Annotated in this window: 17 protein-coding genes; 4 read left to right on the top strand and 13 right to left on the bottom strand. The window is 63.0% G+C overall.

From position 1 onward, the window contains the following. Positions 1 to 7: 7 nt before the first annotated feature. The 3 genes from ACFO3E_RS03225 to ACFO3E_RS03215 are packed head-to-tail and all read left to right on the top strand — an operon-like array spanning position 8 to position 2,463. The gene (locus ACFO3E_RS03225; protein WP_380802461.1) at positions 8 to 871 is read left to right on the top strand and encodes an SDR family NAD(P)-dependent oxidoreductase; all 864 of its coding nucleotides are present in this window, start codon (positions 8 to 10) and stop codon (positions 869 to 871) included. Positions 872 to 882: 11 nt separating this feature from the next. Next, the gene (locus tag ACFO3E_RS03220; protein WP_380802458.1) at positions 883 to 1,635 is read left to right on the top strand and encodes an SDR family NAD(P)-dependent oxidoreductase; all 753 of its coding nucleotides are present in this window, start codon (positions 883 to 885) and stop codon (positions 1,633 to 1,635) included. A 30-nt stretch (positions 1,636 to 1,665) separates the two neighbouring features. Beyond that, positions 1,666 to 2,463: a sugar phosphate isomerase/epimerase family protein gene (locus ACFO3E_RS03215; protein ID WP_380802456.1), complete on the top strand. Its 798-nt coding sequence runs from the start codon at positions 1,666 to 1,668 to the stop codon at positions 2,461 to 2,463. Positions 2,464 to 2,525: 62 nt separating this feature from the next. Here the strand turns inward: ACFO3E_RS03215 and ACFO3E_RS03210 are convergent, their stop codons facing one another. The 5 genes from ACFO3E_RS03210 to ACFO3E_RS03190 all read right to left on the bottom strand — a co-directional run bounded on the left by ACFO3E_RS03210 (position 2,526) and on the right by ACFO3E_RS03190 (position 8,230). Then, complete coding sequence (locus ACFO3E_RS03210; RefSeq protein ID WP_066531691.1) at positions 2,526 to 3,668, bottom strand: LLM class flavin-dependent oxidoreductase; 1,143 nt, start codon at positions 3,666 to 3,668, stop codon at positions 2,526 to 2,528. 73 nt (positions 3,669 to 3,741) lie between these two features. Continuing rightward, positions 3,742 to 4,815 (bottom strand): helix-turn-helix transcriptional regulator, encoded by a 1,074-nt coding sequence (locus tag ACFO3E_RS03205; protein WP_066530796.1) that lies wholly within the window; start codon positions 4,813 to 4,815, stop codon positions 3,742 to 3,744. 60 nt (positions 4,816 to 4,875) lie between these two features. Next, positions 4,876 to 7,140, bottom strand: coding sequence for a TonB-dependent receptor (locus ACFO3E_RS03200; protein ID WP_066530798.1), 2,265 nt, complete (start codon positions 7,138 to 7,140; stop codon positions 4,876 to 4,878). A 108-nt stretch (positions 7,141 to 7,248) separates the two neighbouring features. Beyond that, positions 7,249 to 7,677, bottom strand: coding sequence for a nuclear transport factor 2 family protein (locus tag ACFO3E_RS03195; RefSeq protein WP_066530800.1), 429 nt, complete (start codon positions 7,675 to 7,677; stop codon positions 7,249 to 7,251). A gap of 19 nt (positions 7,678 to 7,696) precedes the next feature. Then, positions 7,697 to 8,230, bottom strand: a complete 534-nt coding sequence (locus ACFO3E_RS03190) for a nuclear transport factor 2 family protein (RefSeq protein WP_066530803.1) — start codon at positions 8,228 to 8,230, stop codon at positions 7,697 to 7,699. Positions 8,231 to 8,406: 176 nt separating this feature from the next. On the opposite strand from ACFO3E_RS03190, the gene ACFO3E_RS03185 reads away from it, so the two are divergent. After that, entirely contained in the window at positions 8,407 to 9,180 is a 774-nt protein-coding gene (locus ACFO3E_RS03185; protein WP_066530807.1) for an SDR family oxidoreductase, read from the top strand. Positions 9,181 to 9,336: 156 nt separating this feature from the next. Here the strand turns inward: ACFO3E_RS03185 and ACFO3E_RS03180 are convergent, their stop codons facing one another. The 8 genes from ACFO3E_RS03180 to ACFO3E_RS03145 form a co-directional block, all read right to left on the bottom strand. Continuing rightward, positions 9,337 to 10,701 carry a spinster family MFS transporter gene (locus tag ACFO3E_RS03180; RefSeq protein ID WP_380802452.1) on the bottom strand — a complete coding sequence of 455 codons (1,365 nt, stop codon included), beginning with the start codon at positions 10,699 to 10,701 and terminating at the stop codon, positions 9,337 to 9,339. A 120-nt stretch (positions 10,702 to 10,821) separates the two neighbouring features. Then, positions 10,822 to 11,658: a TauD/TfdA dioxygenase family protein gene (locus tag ACFO3E_RS03175; protein ID WP_066530812.1), complete on the bottom strand. Its 837-nt coding sequence runs from the start codon at positions 11,656 to 11,658 to the stop codon at positions 10,822 to 10,824. An 18-nt stretch (positions 11,659 to 11,676) separates the two neighbouring features. Then, on the bottom strand, positions 11,677 to 13,422 hold the full coding sequence (locus ACFO3E_RS03170) for an N-acyl-D-amino-acid deacylase family protein (protein WP_380802449.1): 1,746 nt from the start codon (positions 13,420 to 13,422) through the stop codon (positions 11,677 to 11,679). Positions 13,423 to 13,577: 155 nt separating this feature from the next. Beyond that, complete coding sequence (locus tag ACFO3E_RS03165; protein ID WP_156518657.1) at positions 13,578 to 14,444, bottom strand: helix-turn-helix domain-containing protein; 867 nt, start codon at positions 14,442 to 14,444, stop codon at positions 13,578 to 13,580. Positions 14,445 to 14,634: 190 nt separating this feature from the next. After that, positions 14,635 to 15,456: an SDR family NAD(P)-dependent oxidoreductase gene (locus tag ACFO3E_RS03160; RefSeq protein ID WP_066530817.1), complete on the bottom strand. Its 822-nt coding sequence runs from the start codon at positions 15,454 to 15,456 to the stop codon at positions 14,635 to 14,637. Between the two features lie 43 nt (positions 15,457 to 15,499). After that, positions 15,500 to 16,429, bottom strand: coding sequence for a phytanoyl-CoA dioxygenase family protein (locus ACFO3E_RS03155; protein ID WP_197486354.1), 930 nt, complete (start codon positions 16,427 to 16,429; stop codon positions 15,500 to 15,502). Between the two features lie 50 nt (positions 16,430 to 16,479). Further along, positions 16,480 to 17,286, bottom strand: a complete 807-nt coding sequence (locus tag ACFO3E_RS03150; RefSeq protein ID WP_380802446.1) for an NADPH-dependent F420 reductase — start codon at positions 17,284 to 17,286, stop codon at positions 16,480 to 16,482. Further along, on the bottom strand, positions 17,216 to 18,580 hold the full coding sequence (locus ACFO3E_RS03145) for a spinster family MFS transporter (protein ID WP_380802444.1): 1,365 nt from the start codon (positions 18,578 to 18,580) through the stop codon (positions 17,216 to 17,218). Before ACFO3E_RS03145 ends, ACFO3E_RS03150 begins: the two co-directional genes overlap by 71 nt. Between the last annotated feature and the right edge of the window lie 31 nt (positions 18,581 to 18,611).

Raw genomic sequence — 18,611 nt, 5'->3', positions numbered from 1 at the left:
AAAAGAGATGGAGAGAAGTGAACGCCCGGTAGCCATCGTTACCGGCGCTAGCCGTGGCGCAGGCCGCGGCATCGCCGTTGCGCTGGGCGAACAGGGCTATCGCGTCTATGTCACCGGGCGGTCTATCCGCGAAGGCGATGCGGAACTGCCGGGCACCATTGGCGCTACGGCCGCGCAGGTCGATGCCGCAGGTGGCGAAGGCCGCGCCGTCCAGGTCGATCACGCCGATGATGACGCGATCGCCGCGCTGTTCGACCGGGTGCGGGAAGAAAGCGGCCGGCTCGACATATTGGTCAACAATGTCGCCGCCTTGAATGATGATCTGGTGAAGCCCGGCCCCTTCTGGGAAAAATCCACCGGCCTGGCCGACATTCTGAACGTCGGGCTTCGCTCCCATTATCTGGCGAGCTGGCATGCGGCGCGCATGATGGTCCCGGCTGGAAGCGGCCTCATTGCCTTCACCTCCTCCTTCGGGTCGGTCTGCTACATGCACGGCGCAGCCTATGGCGCGCAGAAGGCGGGCGTAGATAAGTTCGCCGCCGACATGGGCGTCGATTTTCGGGGAACGGGCGTCGCCGCGATCGCGCTTTGGATGGGGCCGCTGCTTACCGAACGGAGCGAACGCACGCTGTCGGAGCATCCGGAGCAATATGAAAAGTTCATGGCCGACGCGGAAACGCCGGAATTCAACGGGCGCGTTATCGCGGCGATTCATGATGACCCGAACCGCGACGAGCTCAACGGTCAGACGTTGATCACCGCCGAAATTGCGCAGCGCTACGACATCACCGAATCCGGCGGGCGCACGCCGCCTTCCTACCGCGCGATGCTGGGCGACCCCCGGATTGCGCACCCTGCAATCGTGGCTTGAGGAAAGAACTGATGGAGTTTGGACCTCGATTTGCAGGCAAGTCGATCATCGTCACCGGCGGGGCATCGGGCATCGGACGCGCTACGGCGCTGCGCCTGGCTGCCGAGGGTGGGCGGGTGCTGGCCGTCGATCTGGATGAAAAGGGTCTGGCGACGCTGCAGCAGGAACAGCCCGGTATTGAAATCCGGGCGGGCTCCGTCGCCGATGAACCTACCGTCCGCTCCATCATCGCTGAATGGGTCGCGGTGGCGGGCCGGTTGGACGTCCTGGTCAACATGGCCGGGATCATAAGATCGAGCCACGCCGCATCGACGGATTATGAAGACTTCATGTCCATCATTGCCGTTAATCTGGGCAGCACCTTCCTCATGTGTCGCGAAGCCCTGCCGCATTTGGAAAAGGTCGGCGGCAACATCGTCAATGCCGCATCTACCTCGAGCCATTTCGGTCACCCTTTCCTGACCGGCTATGCCGCGAGCAAGGGGGCGGTCGCCGCTTATACCCAAAGCCTCGCCTGGGAATATGTAAAGCGGGGGGTCCGGGTAAATGCCGTGGCTCCCGGCGGGATTGAAACCCCGTTGGCCAGCAGCGTACAAACCGCCATGGTGGAAGGGGCCGATTGGGAGTTGTATAATCATCTAAGCCCGATCAAGGGTTTTGCCGCCCCGGACAAGATCGCGGGCGTCATCGCCATGCTGGCGAGCGAGGATGGAGGGCACATGAATGGGGCAATCGTGCGTGTCGATGGGGGCGTCCACGCCTGAAGCGCCGGACGTTGCAAGGGGTCGCCTGCAATGACCTTCGCTGCGCGTGAATTTTGTCTCGATCATCTGTCACTCGTCGATCTCGATGCGCTGACGGTGATCGATGCCGCCGCCCATGCGGGCTTTGCTGCGGTCAGCCTGTTCGTTACCCCTATTCCCATCAGTCCGACGCCTGATCTGGTGGCGGACAAGGTGGCGCGAAGGGAAGTCCTCGCTGCTTTGCGCGATACGGGCTTGCGGGTCGGAATCGTCGAACCCTTCATGCTCGATCAGGATCCCAATTGGCAGTTGCTTGAACATAGCGCGGAACTGACGGCGGAGCTTGGCGGCACGGTCAACATATTGGGCCTGGACGAGGATCATGCGCGACTGCGGGAGTCGCTGGAGCGCACGGTCGATATTTGTCGCAGGGCGCAGGCGGCGGCTGTGATCGAAGCCTATCCGCTCTCCACGATCCGCTCGCCGGCGCAGGCGCTAGGCTTTGCTCAGGCTTTGGGTCCGGACGTCGGCCTGTGCATCGATACGCTGCACATCATCCGCAGCGGAGGCAGCTGGGACGATGTCGCCGCGCTGCCACCCGGACGGATCCGTCATGTCCAGTTGAATGATGGACCGCTGGAAGCGCCGCATGACAGGGTGAATGAGGCTGTGTTCGACCGACAACTGCCGGGGGAGGGCGCGTTCGGCCTCAAGGCCCTGCTGGCGCTGCTGCCCGGCCACGCAACCATCGCGGTGGAAGCGCCGTCCCGCGCGCTTGCAAAGGGGGAGCCGCATGAACGCGCGGCCCGGCTGATGCAATCGATGCGGGATCTCTACGCAGCGCACTGAGAGCCCATTGCTCAGGGGTCTCCATCGGGCGAAGAGCAACTCTCCGCCCGATCCGATCCGTTTTATTCGGCAGCCAGTGTCGTCTGTTCCCGGAAATAGGGAATGACTTTTTCGCCGATGTTGCGAATCGTCTCCATGATCACTTCATGCGGGATGCCGCCCATCTGGAACATGAAAAGGATTTCGTCGGCGCCGGCATCCTGAAGGCGCTTGATCTGGCGGATGCAGTCCTCCGGCGTGCCGTAGGCATCCTCGACCACTTCGAAGCTTTCGGTATGATGGCCACCAACAGCGATCTTTTCTTCCGACAGCCAGGCCACGGTCTCTTCCTTATGGCGCTGAAGCGCGGCGAGGCTTTCGCTGGCGTCGAGGTCCTCGACATCGGGGGCTGGGCCGCCCGAATACCAGTGACCGAGCGATTCCACGAAGAAGCGCTGCCCGCGCAGGCCGATGCGTCGCGCCTTTTCGCGGTCTTCCAGCACGACGGCGGGGCAAAGCGCGGCGAGATGCTGCGTCGGGCGATAGCCGACCTGATCCTCGGCTTTCCGGTTCGCGAAAGCCTCGCGATAGATGGCGTTCTTCTTAGCGATATCTTCCGGGCCTGCGAAGCCCAGAACCAGCGCACCGATGCCGCGCGAACCGGCGGTGACCAGCGTGTCGGCGCGGGTGCAGGCCATGTAGATCGGCGGATGCGGATCCTGCAGCGGACTCGGGTGGATCGGACGGAAGGGGATCTTCACGAACTGGCCGTCATGCTCGATCTCGCCATGCTTCAGGATCTTGGGGATCAGATACATGGACTCGTCGATCATCGGCGGGAGGTCTTCGAGATTATAGCCGAAGGTGCCCGCTTCCTGCTGCGTCCCGCCCTTACCCATGCCGAAATGAACGCGGCCATTAGACAGGATGTCGAGCGTCGCGATTCGCTCTGCCACCTTCACCGGATGGTTCATCGCGGGCGGCAGGCAAACCACGCCATGGCCGATGCCGATGCGCGAGGTGCGGCCGGCGAGATAGGCGAGGAAAGTCTCGGGCGCTGACATATGGGCATATTGGGTCAGCGCGGTATGTTCGACCGCCCAGATCGTGTCGAAGCCCATTTCCTCGGCATAGACTGACTGTTCGACGATGTCGCGAAACACCTGCTGTTCATTCGCGCGCGACGTGTCGGCCATCTGCGCTTCGTAAATGATCGAGAATTTCATCATCTTCTCCACAATTTTCTTGTCGTGGAGCAAGGCTATGCGCAGTGGCAGGCGGCGGCATCATCCAAATGGATCAGATTTCATATTCGCTGCCGGCGGTCCTAAGCAATGTGATGAGTTGACCCTGGCGATGGGTGCCGGTCTTCGCGAATATGGCGCGTAGGTGAGATCGGACGGTATTATAGGCAATGTCGAGCGCTACCGCCGCGTCTGCGAGCGATGCGCCCTGCGCTAGATGCAGCGCCAGTCCTGCTTCGGCGCGGGTCAGCTGAAATCGTTCCCGCAGCGCTTCTTCGGATAGCCCTCCCGGCCTGCTTGGATCGGCGATGAACAGGGCGATCCATGCCCCATCACCATAAGCTGAGGACGGCACCGCGCGGGCACGGGCATGGAGCGGCTGCCCGTCTCCCGCGGCGACTTCGAACAATATTTCCTCTCCCGCCGGTGGGGGAGAAGCGAGAATGCGGTTGATCGTGGCGGCGGCGGACCCCGTTCGCGGCTGCAGCTTGCCGCTCTGCTCCGCCACGACGTCGGCTTCCTCCAGCATCCTCATGGCCACCGCATTGCGCCTCAGGATACGGCCTTCACGGTCCAGGATCAGCGTGGCGACCGCCAGGCCCGCCATGGCGCTGCTGAACAGCTGGCTTTCCGCCTGAGTGGTGGTGAGGCGGGCGTGCAGGTCCAGCGCGATGCGCAGATGCGGGATCAGGCGGGTGAGCAACGCCCGTTCGGCATCGCCGAATTCGCCCTCCTCATCAACCCGCGTCAAGCGCAAGCGGACGGCGACATCGGGCGGCCGATGGAGATCGACGCCCAATATCTCGACGCTATGCGCCACATTCAACCAGTCGCGGAATCGCGCGGGGATATGGCTGACAAAGTCGCGGAAAGACACGACCTGTCCTTCTGGCAGGCCCACAAAGGGGTCGGCTTGCGATATCTTCTGATATTCCTGTGTGCGTTCCGGGTCAGCGCCGGGCGTAACATGCGCGTCGATGCCAGCATGCCCCCGGCCGATGAGCAGCGTGGCGAAAGTCGTATTGGTCGCGGCCGCGAGCGTGCGCAGAAAATCTTCCCACGGCGGCGACCGGGTCAGTCCGCCATAGAGAGTTTCGAGCAGGTCGGCAAAGGCAGTGTCGTCGCTCATCGATCAGATCATCCGCCTTGGCCGCGGCAGCGGGTTGCGCCGCCGCGGCTCTCCCCCGCGTCAGCGCCGCAGGGCCAGCGTGATGCTGTAGCGGCGCGGCGGCGAATAATAGGCTTCGGTAAAGCCAAAGCTGGTGGACGCGTCATAACCCGCCGTGATGATGCGGCGATCGGTGATGTTATCGACGCCCGCCCGCACCGACAGGCCACTGTCCGCAAGGCGCAACTCGGCGCTCGCATTGAGGATCGCATGGTCGGGCTGCCGCAGCAGCGGCGTGTTTTCGGCATCGACAAAGACCTGGCTCTTATAGGCGGCGTCGAGGCGGAAGACCGCGTCCACATCTTCGCTGAGCGGCGCTTCATAAACCACGCTCGCATTGGCGGTGATGTCGGGCGCCTGTTTCAGCTTGCGGTCGCTGACATCCGTCGGGACGCCGTTGATTACCGAAACATAGTCCAGATATTTGGCGTCGAGCAAGCCAAGCGCGCCGGTCACAGTGAAGCGCTGCGACACCTTGAACGCGCCTTCCAGCTCGATACCCTGGATGCGCGAGCGCCCGGCATTCTCGTTCCGCACGACGATCAGGCCAGTAGTCGGGCTGACCGTGGACACCAGGATCTGCTGATCGCGATATTCGTTGCGGAACACGGCGAGGTTGATCGTGGCGACGCCGCCGAAACCCGCCTTCAGACCCGCTTCATAAGCGGTCAGATATTCCGGGTCATAGGAGCCGATTTCTTCGACCGAGGTGGGCCGCCCATTGAACCCGCCCGACCGGAAGCCCCGCGAATAGGAAGCATAGGTCATCAGGTTCGGCCGGAACTTGTAAGAGATCGACGCGCGCGGCGTGAAAGCGTCCCAGCTCTTTTCCAACGTATAGCTCGGCGTGCCAGCCAGCAACGGCTCGCCCGAATAAATACGCATCGCCGACTGGAAGAACTTCTTCTTTTCCCATGTGTAACGCGCGCCAAGCTCCAGCGAAAGACCGTCAGCCAGTTCGTAATTGCCGTTCGCGAAAAGCGCGAGATTGTCGGTGCGCTGCCGATTGCGGAAGTCGATGTTGAAGTCGAGCGACGAGGCCGGGATAGCGAAACCGGGCGCAATCGGGAAGGGGTCCAGGCCCGCTGCGACCAGCGCCGGATAGAGCCCATCCGCCACGATCAGCCGCGTATTGTCGCGGGTCTTCTCGCGATAGGCGAAGGCGCCCAGCAGTAATGTGCCGCGCCCACCCAGATCGAGCGAAAGCTGCAGTTCCTGGCTGATCTGCCGCGCGCGTTCATCATGGATATCGCCCGCATAATTGATCGCCGCCGATGCGTCGCCGTCACGCCCGAACAGCGCATCGACATAGCGGTAGGCGGTGATTGACTTCAGAGTTGCTCCGCCAAATTCCTTGGTCAGGGTCAGCGATGCGTTGACTGCGTCGGTTTGGTCTTTGTTGAGCGCAGGCGTGCTATCGGTCCGGTCTATGTCGCCGGGCACCGTGCAGCAGGGTGCAAGGAATGTCGATTGCAGGATCGAAAAGAAGGTCGGGGTGAAGGCGATCATGCTGTGCGGCGCACTATGCTGCCGCCGGCGCAGGCCATCGACCTGCAGCACTGCGTCCAGCCCTTCGCCGTCATAATGGAGCGCGACCTTGCCCGCGACGACATTTCGGTTGCCCAGATTCTTGCCCGAGGGAATCTTCTGCCAGCCCTCGCCGAATTCGCCGAGCGCCGCGACGCCCAGCGACCATTGGTCGGACAAAGGCGTTTCGGCATAGACCCGTCCGCGCACCGTGTTGAACGAACCATAGCGCAGGTCGGCCGTGATCTTCTGCTCGCGACCCGGAATGGCCGACACGATGTTGATCGCGCCGCCCACGGTATTTTTCCCAAACAACGTGCCCTGCGGCCCGCGCAGTACTTCTATCCGGTCGATGCCCAGCAATTCGGTCGTCGCGCCAAAAGTGCGCGCGACATAGACGCCATCGATATAGACGCCAACCGCCGGGTCTGATGTGATGATGAAGTCATTTTCGCCGACGCCGCGAATGAACGGCGCGATGCCGCCGCTGTTGCCGCCCTGACCTGGTGTGAACTGGATATTGGGCGCGATCTGGCCGACCTGCGTCACATTATCGAGGCCACGGCTGTCGAGTGCTGAGGCATCGACGGCGCTAACCGCGATCGGCACGTCCTGTAGCCGTTCCTCGCGGCGGCGGGCGGTGACGACGATGTCGCTACCCTCTGATGTGGCCGCTCCAGGCGCACTGTTCTGCGCCAACGCCAGTCCGGGCGCTGCAAGGGCAATGAATGAGACTATCGGATAAAGCGTCTTGCGCATGGTTCCCTCCCCAAAAACCGTTTTATTTTGCCGGCGACTATAGTGCCGCCATTCCCATTCTCCAGCGGGCCGCTGCAAAAATGCAGCCGGTGTTGCGTCTAAGCATCATCAGGGTACGGCGGCGTCCACCCAAGCCCGCTTCTGCGTTCGTCGGGCAAAACGCCATCCGGCAGCGGTGCGCGTCAGTTCGTCCTCGTACCAGAGGCCGATATGATTGTTCTGCTCGCTCCCGTCCGACCCTTTGGCTGTCATCACGACATGCGCCGCCGAACGGACCGACGCGCTGTCTCCATCGAGGTTGCACATGATGCTGGCGGTCGAATGGTAACTGCCTGTCAGCCCCTCCACCACAGGCCGTAGAAAGGCGATCAGCATATCCGCGCCGCCCTTTGGACCTCCGAAGGCCGTGAAATCGACCTGCGCATCATCTGCGAACAGGGCGCGCAGGTCCTTCCACCGGTGCTGATCGATCGCATGGCAATATCGGGCCAACAGCTCATTTATGGCCAGCCGATCGGCGGTCTCTCGTTCGTTCATATGGCCCCCTTCCGACGCGTCAGGCGGCTACCCATTCGATCAGATGGCTGATGTCACCGCGTTCTTCGGGTTTGCGGCCGGCCTTTGCAAGATGATGGGACGTAATCTGTGCGGCAGCAGCGAGCGGCCGGATCATTTCGAACACGCGATCATATTCGGTGCTGGCGATTTTCCACACACCGTCTTCGCGCCGGTAGATGTCGCGATAGATGGCGCTGCCAATCGTGTGGCTGCGCATTTCCAAGTTGATGAAGATATCCTCCAGATACCATAGGCCTTCTGCGCTGTCCTCGCCGGTCAGGGTGATTTCCGGCATATGGCCATGATGCATGGCGACCGCGTCTGAATGGAAGCTGTTGGCAAGGAAATTCAGCATGTTGTCGCGCCCTTGCAAGCGAACCCGGTACGTACCGCCGCGATAATCGACGCTAAGGTCTTCAGTGAACAGGCCGCTCAGCAATTCGATATTGGCAGTGTCGATGCCCCGGAAATAACGGTGTTTCAGGGTGCGAATGTCTTCTAAGTCGCTCAGTTGCTGCAGGGTGTAGGCCATGAACCTCTCCATATGGTGACGCAATTTTGTGCTTGTTCTGCCTACCTATACCCGATCTGCGTAACATTCTGCAATGATGACTGCATAATGGCTGGCGAACTACAGGATGGATTGAGTATGGAGCGTTTCTGTGGTGATGCGCCTCGCTGCGCATTCATGAAAGAGAGGATTGGGCTGTGGGCGAGACGGGTGTGGGCAAGGTAGCGATCGTCACGGGCGGCACGCGCGGAATCGGCGCGGCGATCGTGCGGCGGCTGCTGGCGGAAGGCTATGCGGTTGCGACATGCGGACGCACTGCGCCAGAGGAGCCGATCGGCGTCGACGGGCGGACGGCCGAGTTCGAGGCGTGCGACATTCGTGATCCCGCAGCCGTGGCTGGCTGGATCGAGGCGTTAGTGGCGCGTCATGGCCGGATCGACTTGGTCGTCAACAATGCCGGGGGATCGCCGCAAGCGGAGGCGGCCACCGCCAGCCCCCGCTTTTCCGAACGTATCCTGCAACTGAACCTGCTCGCTCCGCTGCATGTCGCGCAGGCGGCTTATCCGTATCTGAAGGCGGCGAGCGGCTCCATCGTCAACATCGCCAGCGTATCGGGAGCTCGGCCTTCGCCCGATACGGCGATTTACGGCGCGGCAAAGGCCGGACTGCTCAGCCTCACCACCAGTCTGGCGCAGGAATGGGGACCGGAAGTACGCGTGAACGCGATCATCGTCGGCCTCATCGAAACGGAGACGGCGGAGATGACTTACGGCACGCGGGCGGCGCAAGAGCGCATTGCCGCATCGCTGCCGCTCGGCCGTATGGGCCGGGGCAGCGACATTGCCGAAGCGGTGGTGTTCCTGGGTTCGCCCGCCGCGGCTTATATCAGCGGCGCGAAGCTCGAAGTGCATGGCGGCGGCGAACGGCCGCTGTTCCTCGAAATCGTCAAGGAAGAAGCCGGTAAGGCTTGATGCGGCCGGGGCGGGCCCAAGCGGCTCGCCCCCATTTCTGCCCCGCTGTGCCGCTCCCCTAATCTGAGCAATGGGACTAGCTTACCCCCCGTTCGCCCTGAGCTTGTCGAAGGGCTCTTCTTCTCCAGAATGGAAGAAGGGCGATGAGACGCTGACTTAAGCCTCCTTAAGCTTCGCTCCCCCAACCCTGCCATCATAAGCGTCGACGTCGGCTTGCGGCCGGGCCGCTCGCGCAAGGTCGCTTGGATAATGGCTCGCAGCGCGCCAGAAGAGCCATCCCCCCAGCACCGTCAGGATCGACATGGACATCAGGCTGATGCGCAGCGACTCCGCGCCGAACCGGCCGGTCAGCAGATCGCTCACCACGCCGCCCAGCACTGGTCCGAGCGCACTGCCGATCACATTGATGATAACCACGAGCATCGCGGTCGCCTGCGCCCTTTGTTCGGGCAGGACCAGGCGAGCCGCCGCGCCAAATGCGGGGCCGGCCCACATCGCCGACATCATGCCTGTCAGGATTGAAAGCAGTGCAACACCGGGGATGCGGAAATCGCCAATATGGACGGCCGCGCCGCCGGGCAGCAGATACATGAACATGAAGAGCGGGAAGGCCAGCAGGAAGGCGATGGCGGGAACCCGCAGCTGCCAAATTTCCCCGCGCGCGCGCAGGCGATCGACAATGAAGCCGCTCAACATGCTGCCGGTGATGCCGCCGATGGCCGCGCCCACGCCGAGCCACGAGCCAGCTTCGACCATGGTCATGCCGTGTGATCGCATGAAGAAGGCCGGTTTCCAAATAGCCGCAGCATAGCCGAAGATATTGAATGTGCCGACGCCCAGCGCGAGGAGGCGCAGCGAGGGGATGGCCCAGAAACGGCGAGCCGATGCCCACAAACTTTCACTGGGCGCCGATTGGACCGTCTTGGCGGCCCTCACGCGGCGCGGGCCCGTCAACCAGAGAAGCAGCGCCAAGGGGAAACCAGGGATTGCAAGGGCGTAGAAGGCCCAACGCCAACCCCACAGCGCTCCGACTGCCGCTCCGCCAGTCAGGCCGAGCACGACGCCGACATAGGTCGCCGATGACAGGACGCCCATCGCCCCCGACCGGCGCCGCTCGTCATAGAGGTCGGCCAGCAGAGACTGCGCCGGTGGCAAGCCGCCTGCCTCACCGATGCCCACGATCAGCCGGGATACAGCCAACTGCGCCATGCTGCCCGCAGCGCCACAAGCGGCTGTCGCAGCGCTCCACAGCGTTGCCGACAATGTTAGCACGCCCCGGCGCGACCAGCGGTCGGCCACTCTGGCAAGCGGCATGCTGAAGAGCACATAGCTCACGATGAAGCCAGGACCGCCGATAAGGCCCAATAGCGAATCGGTCGCCCCGAATTCCGCCTTGATCGAAGGGATCAGCACCGAGAACACATGCCGGTCCGCATAGCTGAGCGCGTTGATCGCCAGCAGCAGCAATAGAATATACAGGGCATAGGCCGGGCGCGCAGGCCGCTCTTCGCTTGGCAGCATTCCTCTTTCCTTAGCTAGTTGGCAACGGCGATGCCGCAGCCCTGCAGGGATGGCCGGACGGTGGGTAGAGCGCAAGCGGCTTGCAAAAGGAATCCGCCAGTGCGGAGCGGAAGCTTCTCATCAAATAGCTGCTGCAGATGGCCCTTGAGGCGCGTGACCCGCCAGGGCGACGCGCTTCATCACACGGCGCGTGTCATAATCAGCGATGGCGCAATGTTGGGTCGAGCGATTGTCCCAGAAGGCGACGTCACCAACATTCCAGGAAAAACGCACCTGGAATTCTGGACGCTTCACATGGTTGAGCAGGAAGTCGAGAAGCATGCGGCTCTCCTCCCGAGAGACGCCGACTATCTCCGTGGTCCAATTGGCATTGACATTCAGCGCCTTGCGCCCGCTCACCGGATGGACTTCGACCAATGGGTGGATGGCGGTTGGGAAACTGTGTAGCTTCTCGCCAAGGGCCTCCCGGATCGGTTCGCTGCGCGCCGCCAGCGGCCGGATCGAATGAAGCGCGCTAAGGCCGTCGATCAGCTTGCGGATGGGCTGGGACAGCGCATCATAGGCGGCGACCGAACTGGTCCAGCATGTGTCGCCGCCTATTTCCGGCTTCACCATACATTGCAGGATCGATCCCATCGGCGGCGCTTCCAGATAGGTGCGATCGCGGTGCCAATATTCAGCGCCCTTTCCCTTGGCGGAATCGCTTTCCATCCACAGCACTTCGCGGTTAGCCGATGGCTTAGGCTGGATTTCCGAAATGTCGAGCGTGCCGAAATAACGCCCGGCGCGCATATGCTCTTCTTCCGACAACGGCTTCTGATCACGGAAAAACACGACATAATTGTCAAACAGGGCGTCCTCGATCGCGGCGACGGTTTGGGGCGGCAATTCGCCCGACAGGTCCACGCCTCTGATTTCCGCACCGATCGTCCCGGTCAGCTTCTTCACTTCGATCATGATCTTTCCTCCAGCGGCTCAGGCCGGGTCCAGTGCAGCGCCCGGCGCCACCACATGGCCGGGCATCGCGCCCGTCAATTCACCATTCAGCACGATTGGCTCGCCATTGACGATCGTCGCCTTGATCCCCGTGCCCAGCGCCTTCCAGCGGCCGATGCCGCCCGGCAGGTCGTGGATGAACTCCTTGCGCCAAGGGCCGATCGTTTCGGGGTCGAAGATCATGATGTCGGCCCAGCCGCCGACGCGCAGCGTTCCGCGATCGGCAAAGCCCAGCATGCAGGCAGGGACCTGCGTGATCTGGCGAATGCCTTCCTCCAGCGTCCAGCGCCTGCGGTCCAGAACCCAGGATCGCAGGAAATAGGAACTCCAGTCCGCGCCATCGTCCTTGTGCAGGTGCGCGCCGCCATCTGATACACCCACGATCATATTGGGATGCCCCTGCGCCACATCGACCGCTGCGGCCCATTCGGGGCTTTCGGTGCGCCAGCGGAAGCTGGTACGCAGGTCCTCGTCCAGGGCCAGATCCAGCATCGCGTCCATCGGCGCGACACGCCATTCTTCCGCCAAGGCGGCGATGGACTTGCGCTCGACCGATCGGTTCCTTTCCTCGGCGACCTGAACCACATACACGTCGCGCCATTGCGGAGCGGGCAGGGTAGTGCCCTTCGCCGGGTCGCGGTTGCAATTTTCGACCGCGTGGCGCACCCGATCGCGCCAGAGAGTGTCGTGCAGCGCAGCCCGCCGCTCGTCTTCGGGCAGGTTCAGCAACTCATTGAACGCGAAACAGGCTTTATAATGAACATTGTTCGGGCCGATTTCGACCGTACGGTCGAATGGGCGGCTCATCAGCAGGGAATAGACCGGCGTGCCGCGCGCGGTCGCCTCATCCAGGAAGCGCGAGGCAGCCTCCCATCCTGCGGTGGGAACATCCACCTTGCTGCGCCCGCCGATCCCCTGGATGATGATAGGCAGGCCCGACGCCGCTCCCATTTCCAGCAGCAGGTCATAATCCTCCTGCGTCATGCCGCCGATTGCGCTGGCGGGCAGATAGCAGATGGTGCCGGGGCGCGCCTTGCCCGCGACGGCGCAAAGAGCCAGCAGTTCCTCCCGGCTCGCCCTACGCGAAGGAACCGGCCGCCCCTTGATATCAAGATGTGTCGGCGCAGCGGAGGAGGAGAGGCCCGCTGCACCGGCCTTGATCGCTTCATCGACAACCGCCTGCATGGCGGCGACTTCCTCCACTGTCGCATCGCGATCATAGGCGCCTTCGCCCATGACCCAGCGGCGGACGTTGGAATGTCCGACATAGCAGGCGAAATTGACGCCCAGATTCCCTTCCAGCGAAGCGAGATATTCGGGAAAAGTCTCGAAATTGTCCCAGGGCACGCCTGAGAGGGCGATGGGATTCATGTCCTCGACGCTGGCGAAAATATCGGTCAGGAATTCGCGATCACCGCTGCGAACCGGCGCAGCGGAAAAGCCGCAATTGCCCGCGAGTACCGTCGTCACGCCATGGAAGCAGGACATGGTGGCGTAAGGATCGAAGGTGATCTGCGGATCATAATGGGTGTGTGGATCGACGATGCCCGGCGCGACGATCATTCCGCTGGCGTCGATCTGCCGCCGTGAGGCAGCGCCCTTCAGGTGGCCAAAGGCAGCGACGCGCCCGTCCTTCACTCCGATGTCCACGCGGCGGCGCGGCAGGCCGGTCCCGTCAATGACGAGACCGCCAGTGATGATGAGATCGAATATCTGTTCTGTCATGACCTAACCGGAAACATTCAGCTTATTGCCGAATGATAATTCCGTATTTTGAAGAAAGATTATAGTATGGCACGCGCTTTGCCGGATAGCCGGAATTGGCGCAGCGGCCCGCGCGCGGCATGCTTCGGCATCGCCGAGTCTGTGCTCTAATTCTGTTAGAGGGCTGCAGTGGCGGGAGCGTCGATCCCGAGCAGTTCGCGCCCCGCAATGAAGGCGCTGATGCGGGCACAGGCTTCGCGCAGTCTTTCGCCCATCACCATGACGTCCTTGCCCTTCGCCGGCTGACTAAAACCCAGCAGGTTCAAGCTGAACGCGACCTCCTCGCCCCGGCCGAATATGGGAGCGGAGATGAAGGCGAGATTGTAGCTCGCACTCGGCTTCAACTCGGGTGCCGAATAATCGGTCATATCGCGGCGGCTCTGCAGCGCCAACGCGCTTTCCGGGCTGTCGAGCGGAGCAAGCCGCACGCCGAAGGTGAAGCCTTTAAGGCGTAAGAATTCCAGCGTCCGGAGCGCTGCTTTCCGACCCTGTGCGTCAAGAGGGGGCGCCGCGCCATCAAGCCAGCGTTCAACCATCTCCCCGTTGCTCCAAGCCATGAAGACATTGCCAGCAGGAGCGGTCGCCTTGTGCGCTGACCGCGCGTTGGCGTTCCAGGTGATGTTCGAAACGGAAGCCGCGCGTTCATGGACGATGACATCCTCGCCCTTCAGGAAGGATGCGGAACAGACGACATCGAACTCATCGGCAAGCAGGCGCATTTCCGGCCGCACGACCTGCATCAGCGCCTGTATCGTCAAACGCGGTTGGGCGATGCGGCTGACAGCCGGGCCGATGACATAGGATTTGGCCGCTGTGCGATAGACATAGCCCTCCTCGGCCAGCGCGCCCAACAGGCTGTGGCAAGTCGCGCCGCTGATCCGTAGCGACTTGGCGATTTCAGTGAGCGTGAAGGCTTGCTCCGCATGACCGCCAAGGAAATTGAGGACGGCCACCACGCGGGCGATAGGCGGGGAAGAGGGCATGAGCAGCAATAATCCTGAACTTCGCGGCTCCTACCGTCAATGCCCGCCTGATCCAATGGCTTAAGGCTGGATGGGCGAATATCCAGCCAGGCCGCCAATGCCCTTGGAAATCGTGACAGGGCTCGTCCAGGTTTGAGGGCAGGGGAGCTGATAGCCGAGATAAAAAGCGTGATATTCCTGTGCCTAAACTTCAATTGATGGCGGGCGACCGGCCGCCGTCGCTGCGAAAATTTGCGCCATTGATGAAATCTGCAAGCGGGCTGCAGAGGAATGCTGTCAGCGCCGCTATCTCACGGACGCGGCCTACGCGTGAGACGGTCTGGTGAACGATATGCTCCATCGCCCAGGCTTCGGCCTGCTTCGCTGCGTCGGGGCCGCTCCAGCCTTTTTCAGCCGCGATCTGCTCGAACCACTCATCCACCGACGGCGTCGCGATCATGCCCGGACTCACCGTGTTCGCCGTGACGCCGCTATTTGCGAACGCCTTGGAAAGTCCGACCGTCAGGTTGATGATCGCGGCCTTGGACGCCGCATAATGCGGGACAGCGGAGCTGGGCGAATTGGCGGCGGAGGACGCGAACTGGATCAACCGGCCCCAGCCCCGTTCCTTCATCGCGGGCGCAAGGCGGTGGATCATGCGCAGCGTCGCGATGGTATTTTTCTGGTAGGTATCCGCCCAATCCTGGGCGGACGCGCTCATCCAGTCCGCAGCGCCGTCGCCACCTGATCGGCCACCGGCATTGTTCACCAATATGTCGATGCCGCCAAAGGCGGCAAGCGCCGCAGCCGCGACGGCGTCAGCCCCCACGTCGCTCGAAAGGTCGCCGATCGCCACTGCGGCAGTCCCGCCGCCGTCCCGAATGGCGCGAGCGACGGCCTCTGCCCGGCCTTCATGACGGCCATGGACGACGACCAGCGCACCCTCCTGCGCCAGTTCGGCCGCGATGCCCGCGCCGATGCCGGAACTCGATCCGGTCACCAGCGCGCGCTTTCCCGTCAGTTGCAGGTCCATGCCGGTCCTGCGACATGATCAGACATTCCTGTGCTCTGCACCCTCACCACTCCATTTCGGGCGGCACGACCAGTTCCTTCACGGCCTCGGGCGCGTAGGTCCAAGGCTCGTCGAATCCCACCGAGACCGAGCTATAGCCCATCAACTGGCGCAGCACCTTGGAAGAACCCTTCATCACTTCGGGATTGGTCGTCATCGGGAAGTTGATCATCGGCTTCCACCAGGGCGGGCAGTAGCCGATGATGACTCCTGCACGTTCCAGATTGGACGAGACATTGGCCCCGGTGCCGTGCAGCAGCAGGTCGGTATAGATCAGCACTGACCCGGCGGGGGCTTCGGCGGGGACCGATTCATATTGCACGGTCCAGGATTGCGGTTCGGTATCGCGATGACTGCCCGGCACCACGCGGGTCGCGCCATTTTCCTCGACGAAGTCATCCAGGCACCAGATGAAGCGGGTCTGCGCCGCCCCGGCGACCAGAGGCACGGCGCCGCTGCGGTCGCGATGGATGCCTTGCTGAGCGCTGCCGGGCCGCGTGACGTTCGCGCCATAGCTGTGCACTAGATAGGATTCGTTCAGCGTCTGCGGCCCCAACAATTCCTTGGTGATCTGCAACGGCAGTTCATGTTCTAGAATGTCGCGGAAGAACGCATGGCGGTTTACCAGCTGCGACCCGGACATGCGGCGGTTAAGGTCGTCATTGTCGGTATAGAAACGGCGTACCCGCTCCTCGTCGATGGCTTCATCGCGCGCGATCTCCGCAGCCAGGAAGTCCCGCATCTCGCGCGCCTTTGCCTTGGTGAACACCTCTGCTGCGATGGCGTAACCGGCACGATCCAGGTCCGCCCTGATCTGGTCCCGGTCGGTGGTAGGCTTAGGCAACGGACCATCAAATTCGAGCGGCTTTACAGGGCGCGTATCACCGCCGCCCATGTCTTTTGTCACCTGCTTCTTTGCGTTTCCCACTGCCATGTCCATCTCCTGTTTCAATTTCACGCGGGGCCGCTGCCCCGATGATTGATTCAGCCTGCCGGCAGTCGGCCGACGTCCGCGCCATCGCGCGACCAGCGCCGCGCCCGGTCTAGCGCTTCCTGCCGCTTTGCTTCTACCGCATCATGCCGTGCCTGTGCGAGCGCGGCTGTTGCTTTGGCCGTCGGCACATGCGTGCAAAAAACCGGCATGCCGGGCTGCTGCCGCCACGACTGAGCGAGCGGCCCGGCATCGATGCCATCGAAGCCGATCAGGTCCGCCAAGGCGACCGCCCGCGCCTTCGCCGCCACGTCATCACCTGCGACCGGCAGGCAGATGCGGTCTGGCGCGCCAGGGGGCCGGTGCGCGTCGGCGATGCGGCCTGCATGGATGGTGTTGAACATCTTGATCACCGGACGGCCGATCTGCTGTTCGACCCACTGGCTGTCCGGCATCCCCGCATCGATCTCTGCGATCGTTCCGTCGCGGAGCCGGGGATAATAATTGCCCGCGTCTAGTACCACCGTCTCCGTACTGGTGCGCGCGAACAGCCGGGGCGGCAGCTTCGCGACGGCATGCTGCGGAATAGCGATCAGCACGAAGTCCGCCGCGCCTGCCGCATCCTCCAGCGTTCCCGGCGTGATGCCCAGCCGCCGCGCATGGTCGGTGAGCGAAGACGGCCCGCGCGAATTGGCCATGACAACGTCGTAGCCAATCGCCTTCAGCCGTCCCGCAACGGCGCTGCCGATATTGCCCGATCCGATGATCACAGCCCGCGGCATGACGATCTCAGGCTCCCGTACCCGCCGCTGCCGCTTCCCGCCGGAGCAAGCGCGCCGCCAACGCCCAATGCCATGCACCCAACGGGAACAGCACCGTGATGCTCATCATCGCGTCGCGCAGCCCCATGGCCGCGTTGTCGCCCCGCAGCTGCGCGAACCAGTCGCTCAGCAAACCCGTCATCAGCGGCCCCATCGACACGCCGATCAGGTTGGCGGCGACGATATAGACTGCGCTCGCCCGCGCACGCATAGCGACGGGCGCCAGGCTTTGCGTCAGCGCGATCGACGGCGCGGTCCACAGCGCGCCCAGGATGATGGCAGGGATCAGCATCAGCAGCGCGCTCTGCCCACTCCCCATCAGCAGCGCGACGATGTAGAGCGGCCCACACAGCAGAACGCCCGCGATCGGCAACCATAGGGCCATATGCAGGCCCGACCGGCTGAGGCGCGTCCCCTGCCATCCGCCCGCCCATGTGCCGAGCGCGCCGCACAAGCCGGAGAGCAGCCCTAGGCTAAGGCCGACCTGCGCCAGGTTCATGCCATAATTGCGGATGAGGAAGGATGGCATCCACGCGGATATGCCCGTCTGCGCGAAGGCGATGGCGGCGCTGCCCGCGATCACATGCACGAAGGCGCGTCGCCGGCCGAGTATACGCAGCCCCTGGAGGAAGTTCGCAGGCGGCTGATCCTCGCGCCTGTCATGGTGCGTCTCTTCTGTGCCGCCGTGCGCCGGTTCGCGCGCGACAAGCGGAAAGATGATGGCCATCACTATGCCCGGCAGACCCGCGAGCAGCAGCGCTGTGCGCCAGTCGGTCGCCTGCGCCACGACGCCGCCGATCGACAGGCCAGCCATTACCCCGACAGGCACGCCGATCGCGAACAGGCCCGCCGCCGCAGGTCGCTCGCGGGGCGGATAAAGATCGGAAATCAGCGAATGGGCGGCAGGCGCAAAGCCCGCTTCGGCTAGGCCGACGCCCATGCGCGCACCGAAGAACTGGGTGAAGCTGCGCGTCAGGCCGCACAGCGCCGTCATGACGCTCCAGCTCGCCGTGAACAGTGCGATCAGCCGCACCCGGTTGACGCCGCGATCGATGACATGGGCGATCGGAATTCCCATCGCCGTATAGAAGAGCCCGAACGCCCCGCCCGTCAGCAGGCCCAGCTCCCAATCCGCCAGCCGGAAATCGGCCTTGATCGGCTCCTGCAGGATGATGACGATCTGCCGGTCGAGATAATTGAGGCTGTAGATGAAGGCGAGCATCAGCAGCATCGCGGTGCGCCGGCGCTTCATCGATCCGTCGACTGCGGCGGGGCCATCGGCCGCCACGGCTGGAAAGGCATCGGGCGCCGTCAGCGGAACTTGATTTGTCATCGCTCTCCTTTGCCGAATCCTGTCCCGCGCA

The organism is Sphingobium tyrosinilyticum, assembly GCF_042654265.1.
Lineage (GTDB): Bacteria > Pseudomonadota > Alphaproteobacteria > Sphingomonadales > Sphingomonadaceae > Sphingobium > Sphingobium tyrosinilyticum.
Note: the sequence above shows the minus strand (reverse complement) of the source record. Positions and strands in the feature narration are given on the sequence as shown.

Bases quoted from the DNA above. Each gene is read 5' to 3' on its own strand.
- ACFO3E_RS03225 (WP_380802461.1), top strand. From the start codon at position 8: ATGGAGAGAAGTGAACGCCCGGTAGCCATCGTTACCGGCGCTAGCCGT.
- ACFO3E_RS03220 (WP_380802458.1), top strand. From the start codon at position 883: ATGGAGTTTGGACCTCGATTTGCAGGCAAGTCGATCATCGTCACCGGC.
- ACFO3E_RS03215 (WP_380802456.1), top strand. From the start codon at position 1,666: ATGACCTTCGCTGCGCGTGAATTTTGTCTCGATCATCTGTCACTCGTC.
- ACFO3E_RS03210 (WP_066531691.1), bottom strand. From the start codon at position 3,668: ATGAAATTCTCGATCATTTACGAAGCGCAGATGGCCGACACGTCGCGC.
- ACFO3E_RS03205 (WP_066530796.1), bottom strand. From the start codon at position 4,815: ATGAGCGACGACACTGCCTTTGCCGACCTGCTCGAAACTCTCTATGGC.
- ACFO3E_RS03200 (WP_066530798.1), bottom strand. From the start codon at position 7,140: ATGCGCAAGACGCTTTATCCGATAGTCTCATTCATTGCCCTTGCAGCG.
- ACFO3E_RS03195 (WP_066530800.1), bottom strand. From the start codon at position 7,677: ATGAACGAACGAGAGACCGCCGATCGGCTGGCCATAAATGAGCTGTTG.
- ACFO3E_RS03190 (WP_066530803.1), bottom strand. From the start codon at position 8,230: ATGGCCTACACCCTGCAGCAACTGAGCGACTTAGAAGACATTCGCACC.
- ACFO3E_RS03180 (WP_380802452.1), bottom strand. From the start codon at position 10,701: ATGCTGCCAAGCGAAGAGCGGCCTGCGCGCCCGGCCTATGCCCTGTAT.
- ACFO3E_RS03175 (WP_066530812.1), bottom strand. From the start codon at position 11,658: ATGATCGAAGTGAAGAAGCTGACCGGGACGATCGGTGCGGAAATCAGA.
- ACFO3E_RS03170 (WP_380802449.1), bottom strand. From the start codon at position 13,422: ATGACAGAACAGATATTCGATCTCATCATCACTGGCGGTCTCGTCATT.
- ACFO3E_RS03165 (WP_156518657.1), bottom strand. From the start codon at position 14,444: ATGCCCTCTTCCCCGCCTATCGCCCGCGTGGTGGCCGTCCTCAATTTC.
- ACFO3E_RS03160 (WP_066530817.1), bottom strand. From the start codon at position 15,456: ATGGACCTGCAACTGACGGGAAAGCGCGCGCTGGTGACCGGATCGAGT.
- ACFO3E_RS03155 (WP_197486354.1), bottom strand. From the start codon at position 16,429: ATGGCAGTGGGAAACGCAAAGAAGCAGGTGACAAAAGACATGGGCGGC.
- ACFO3E_RS03145 (WP_380802444.1), bottom strand. From the start codon at position 18,580: ATGACAAATCAAGTTCCGCTGACGGCGCCCGATGCCTTTCCAGCCGTG.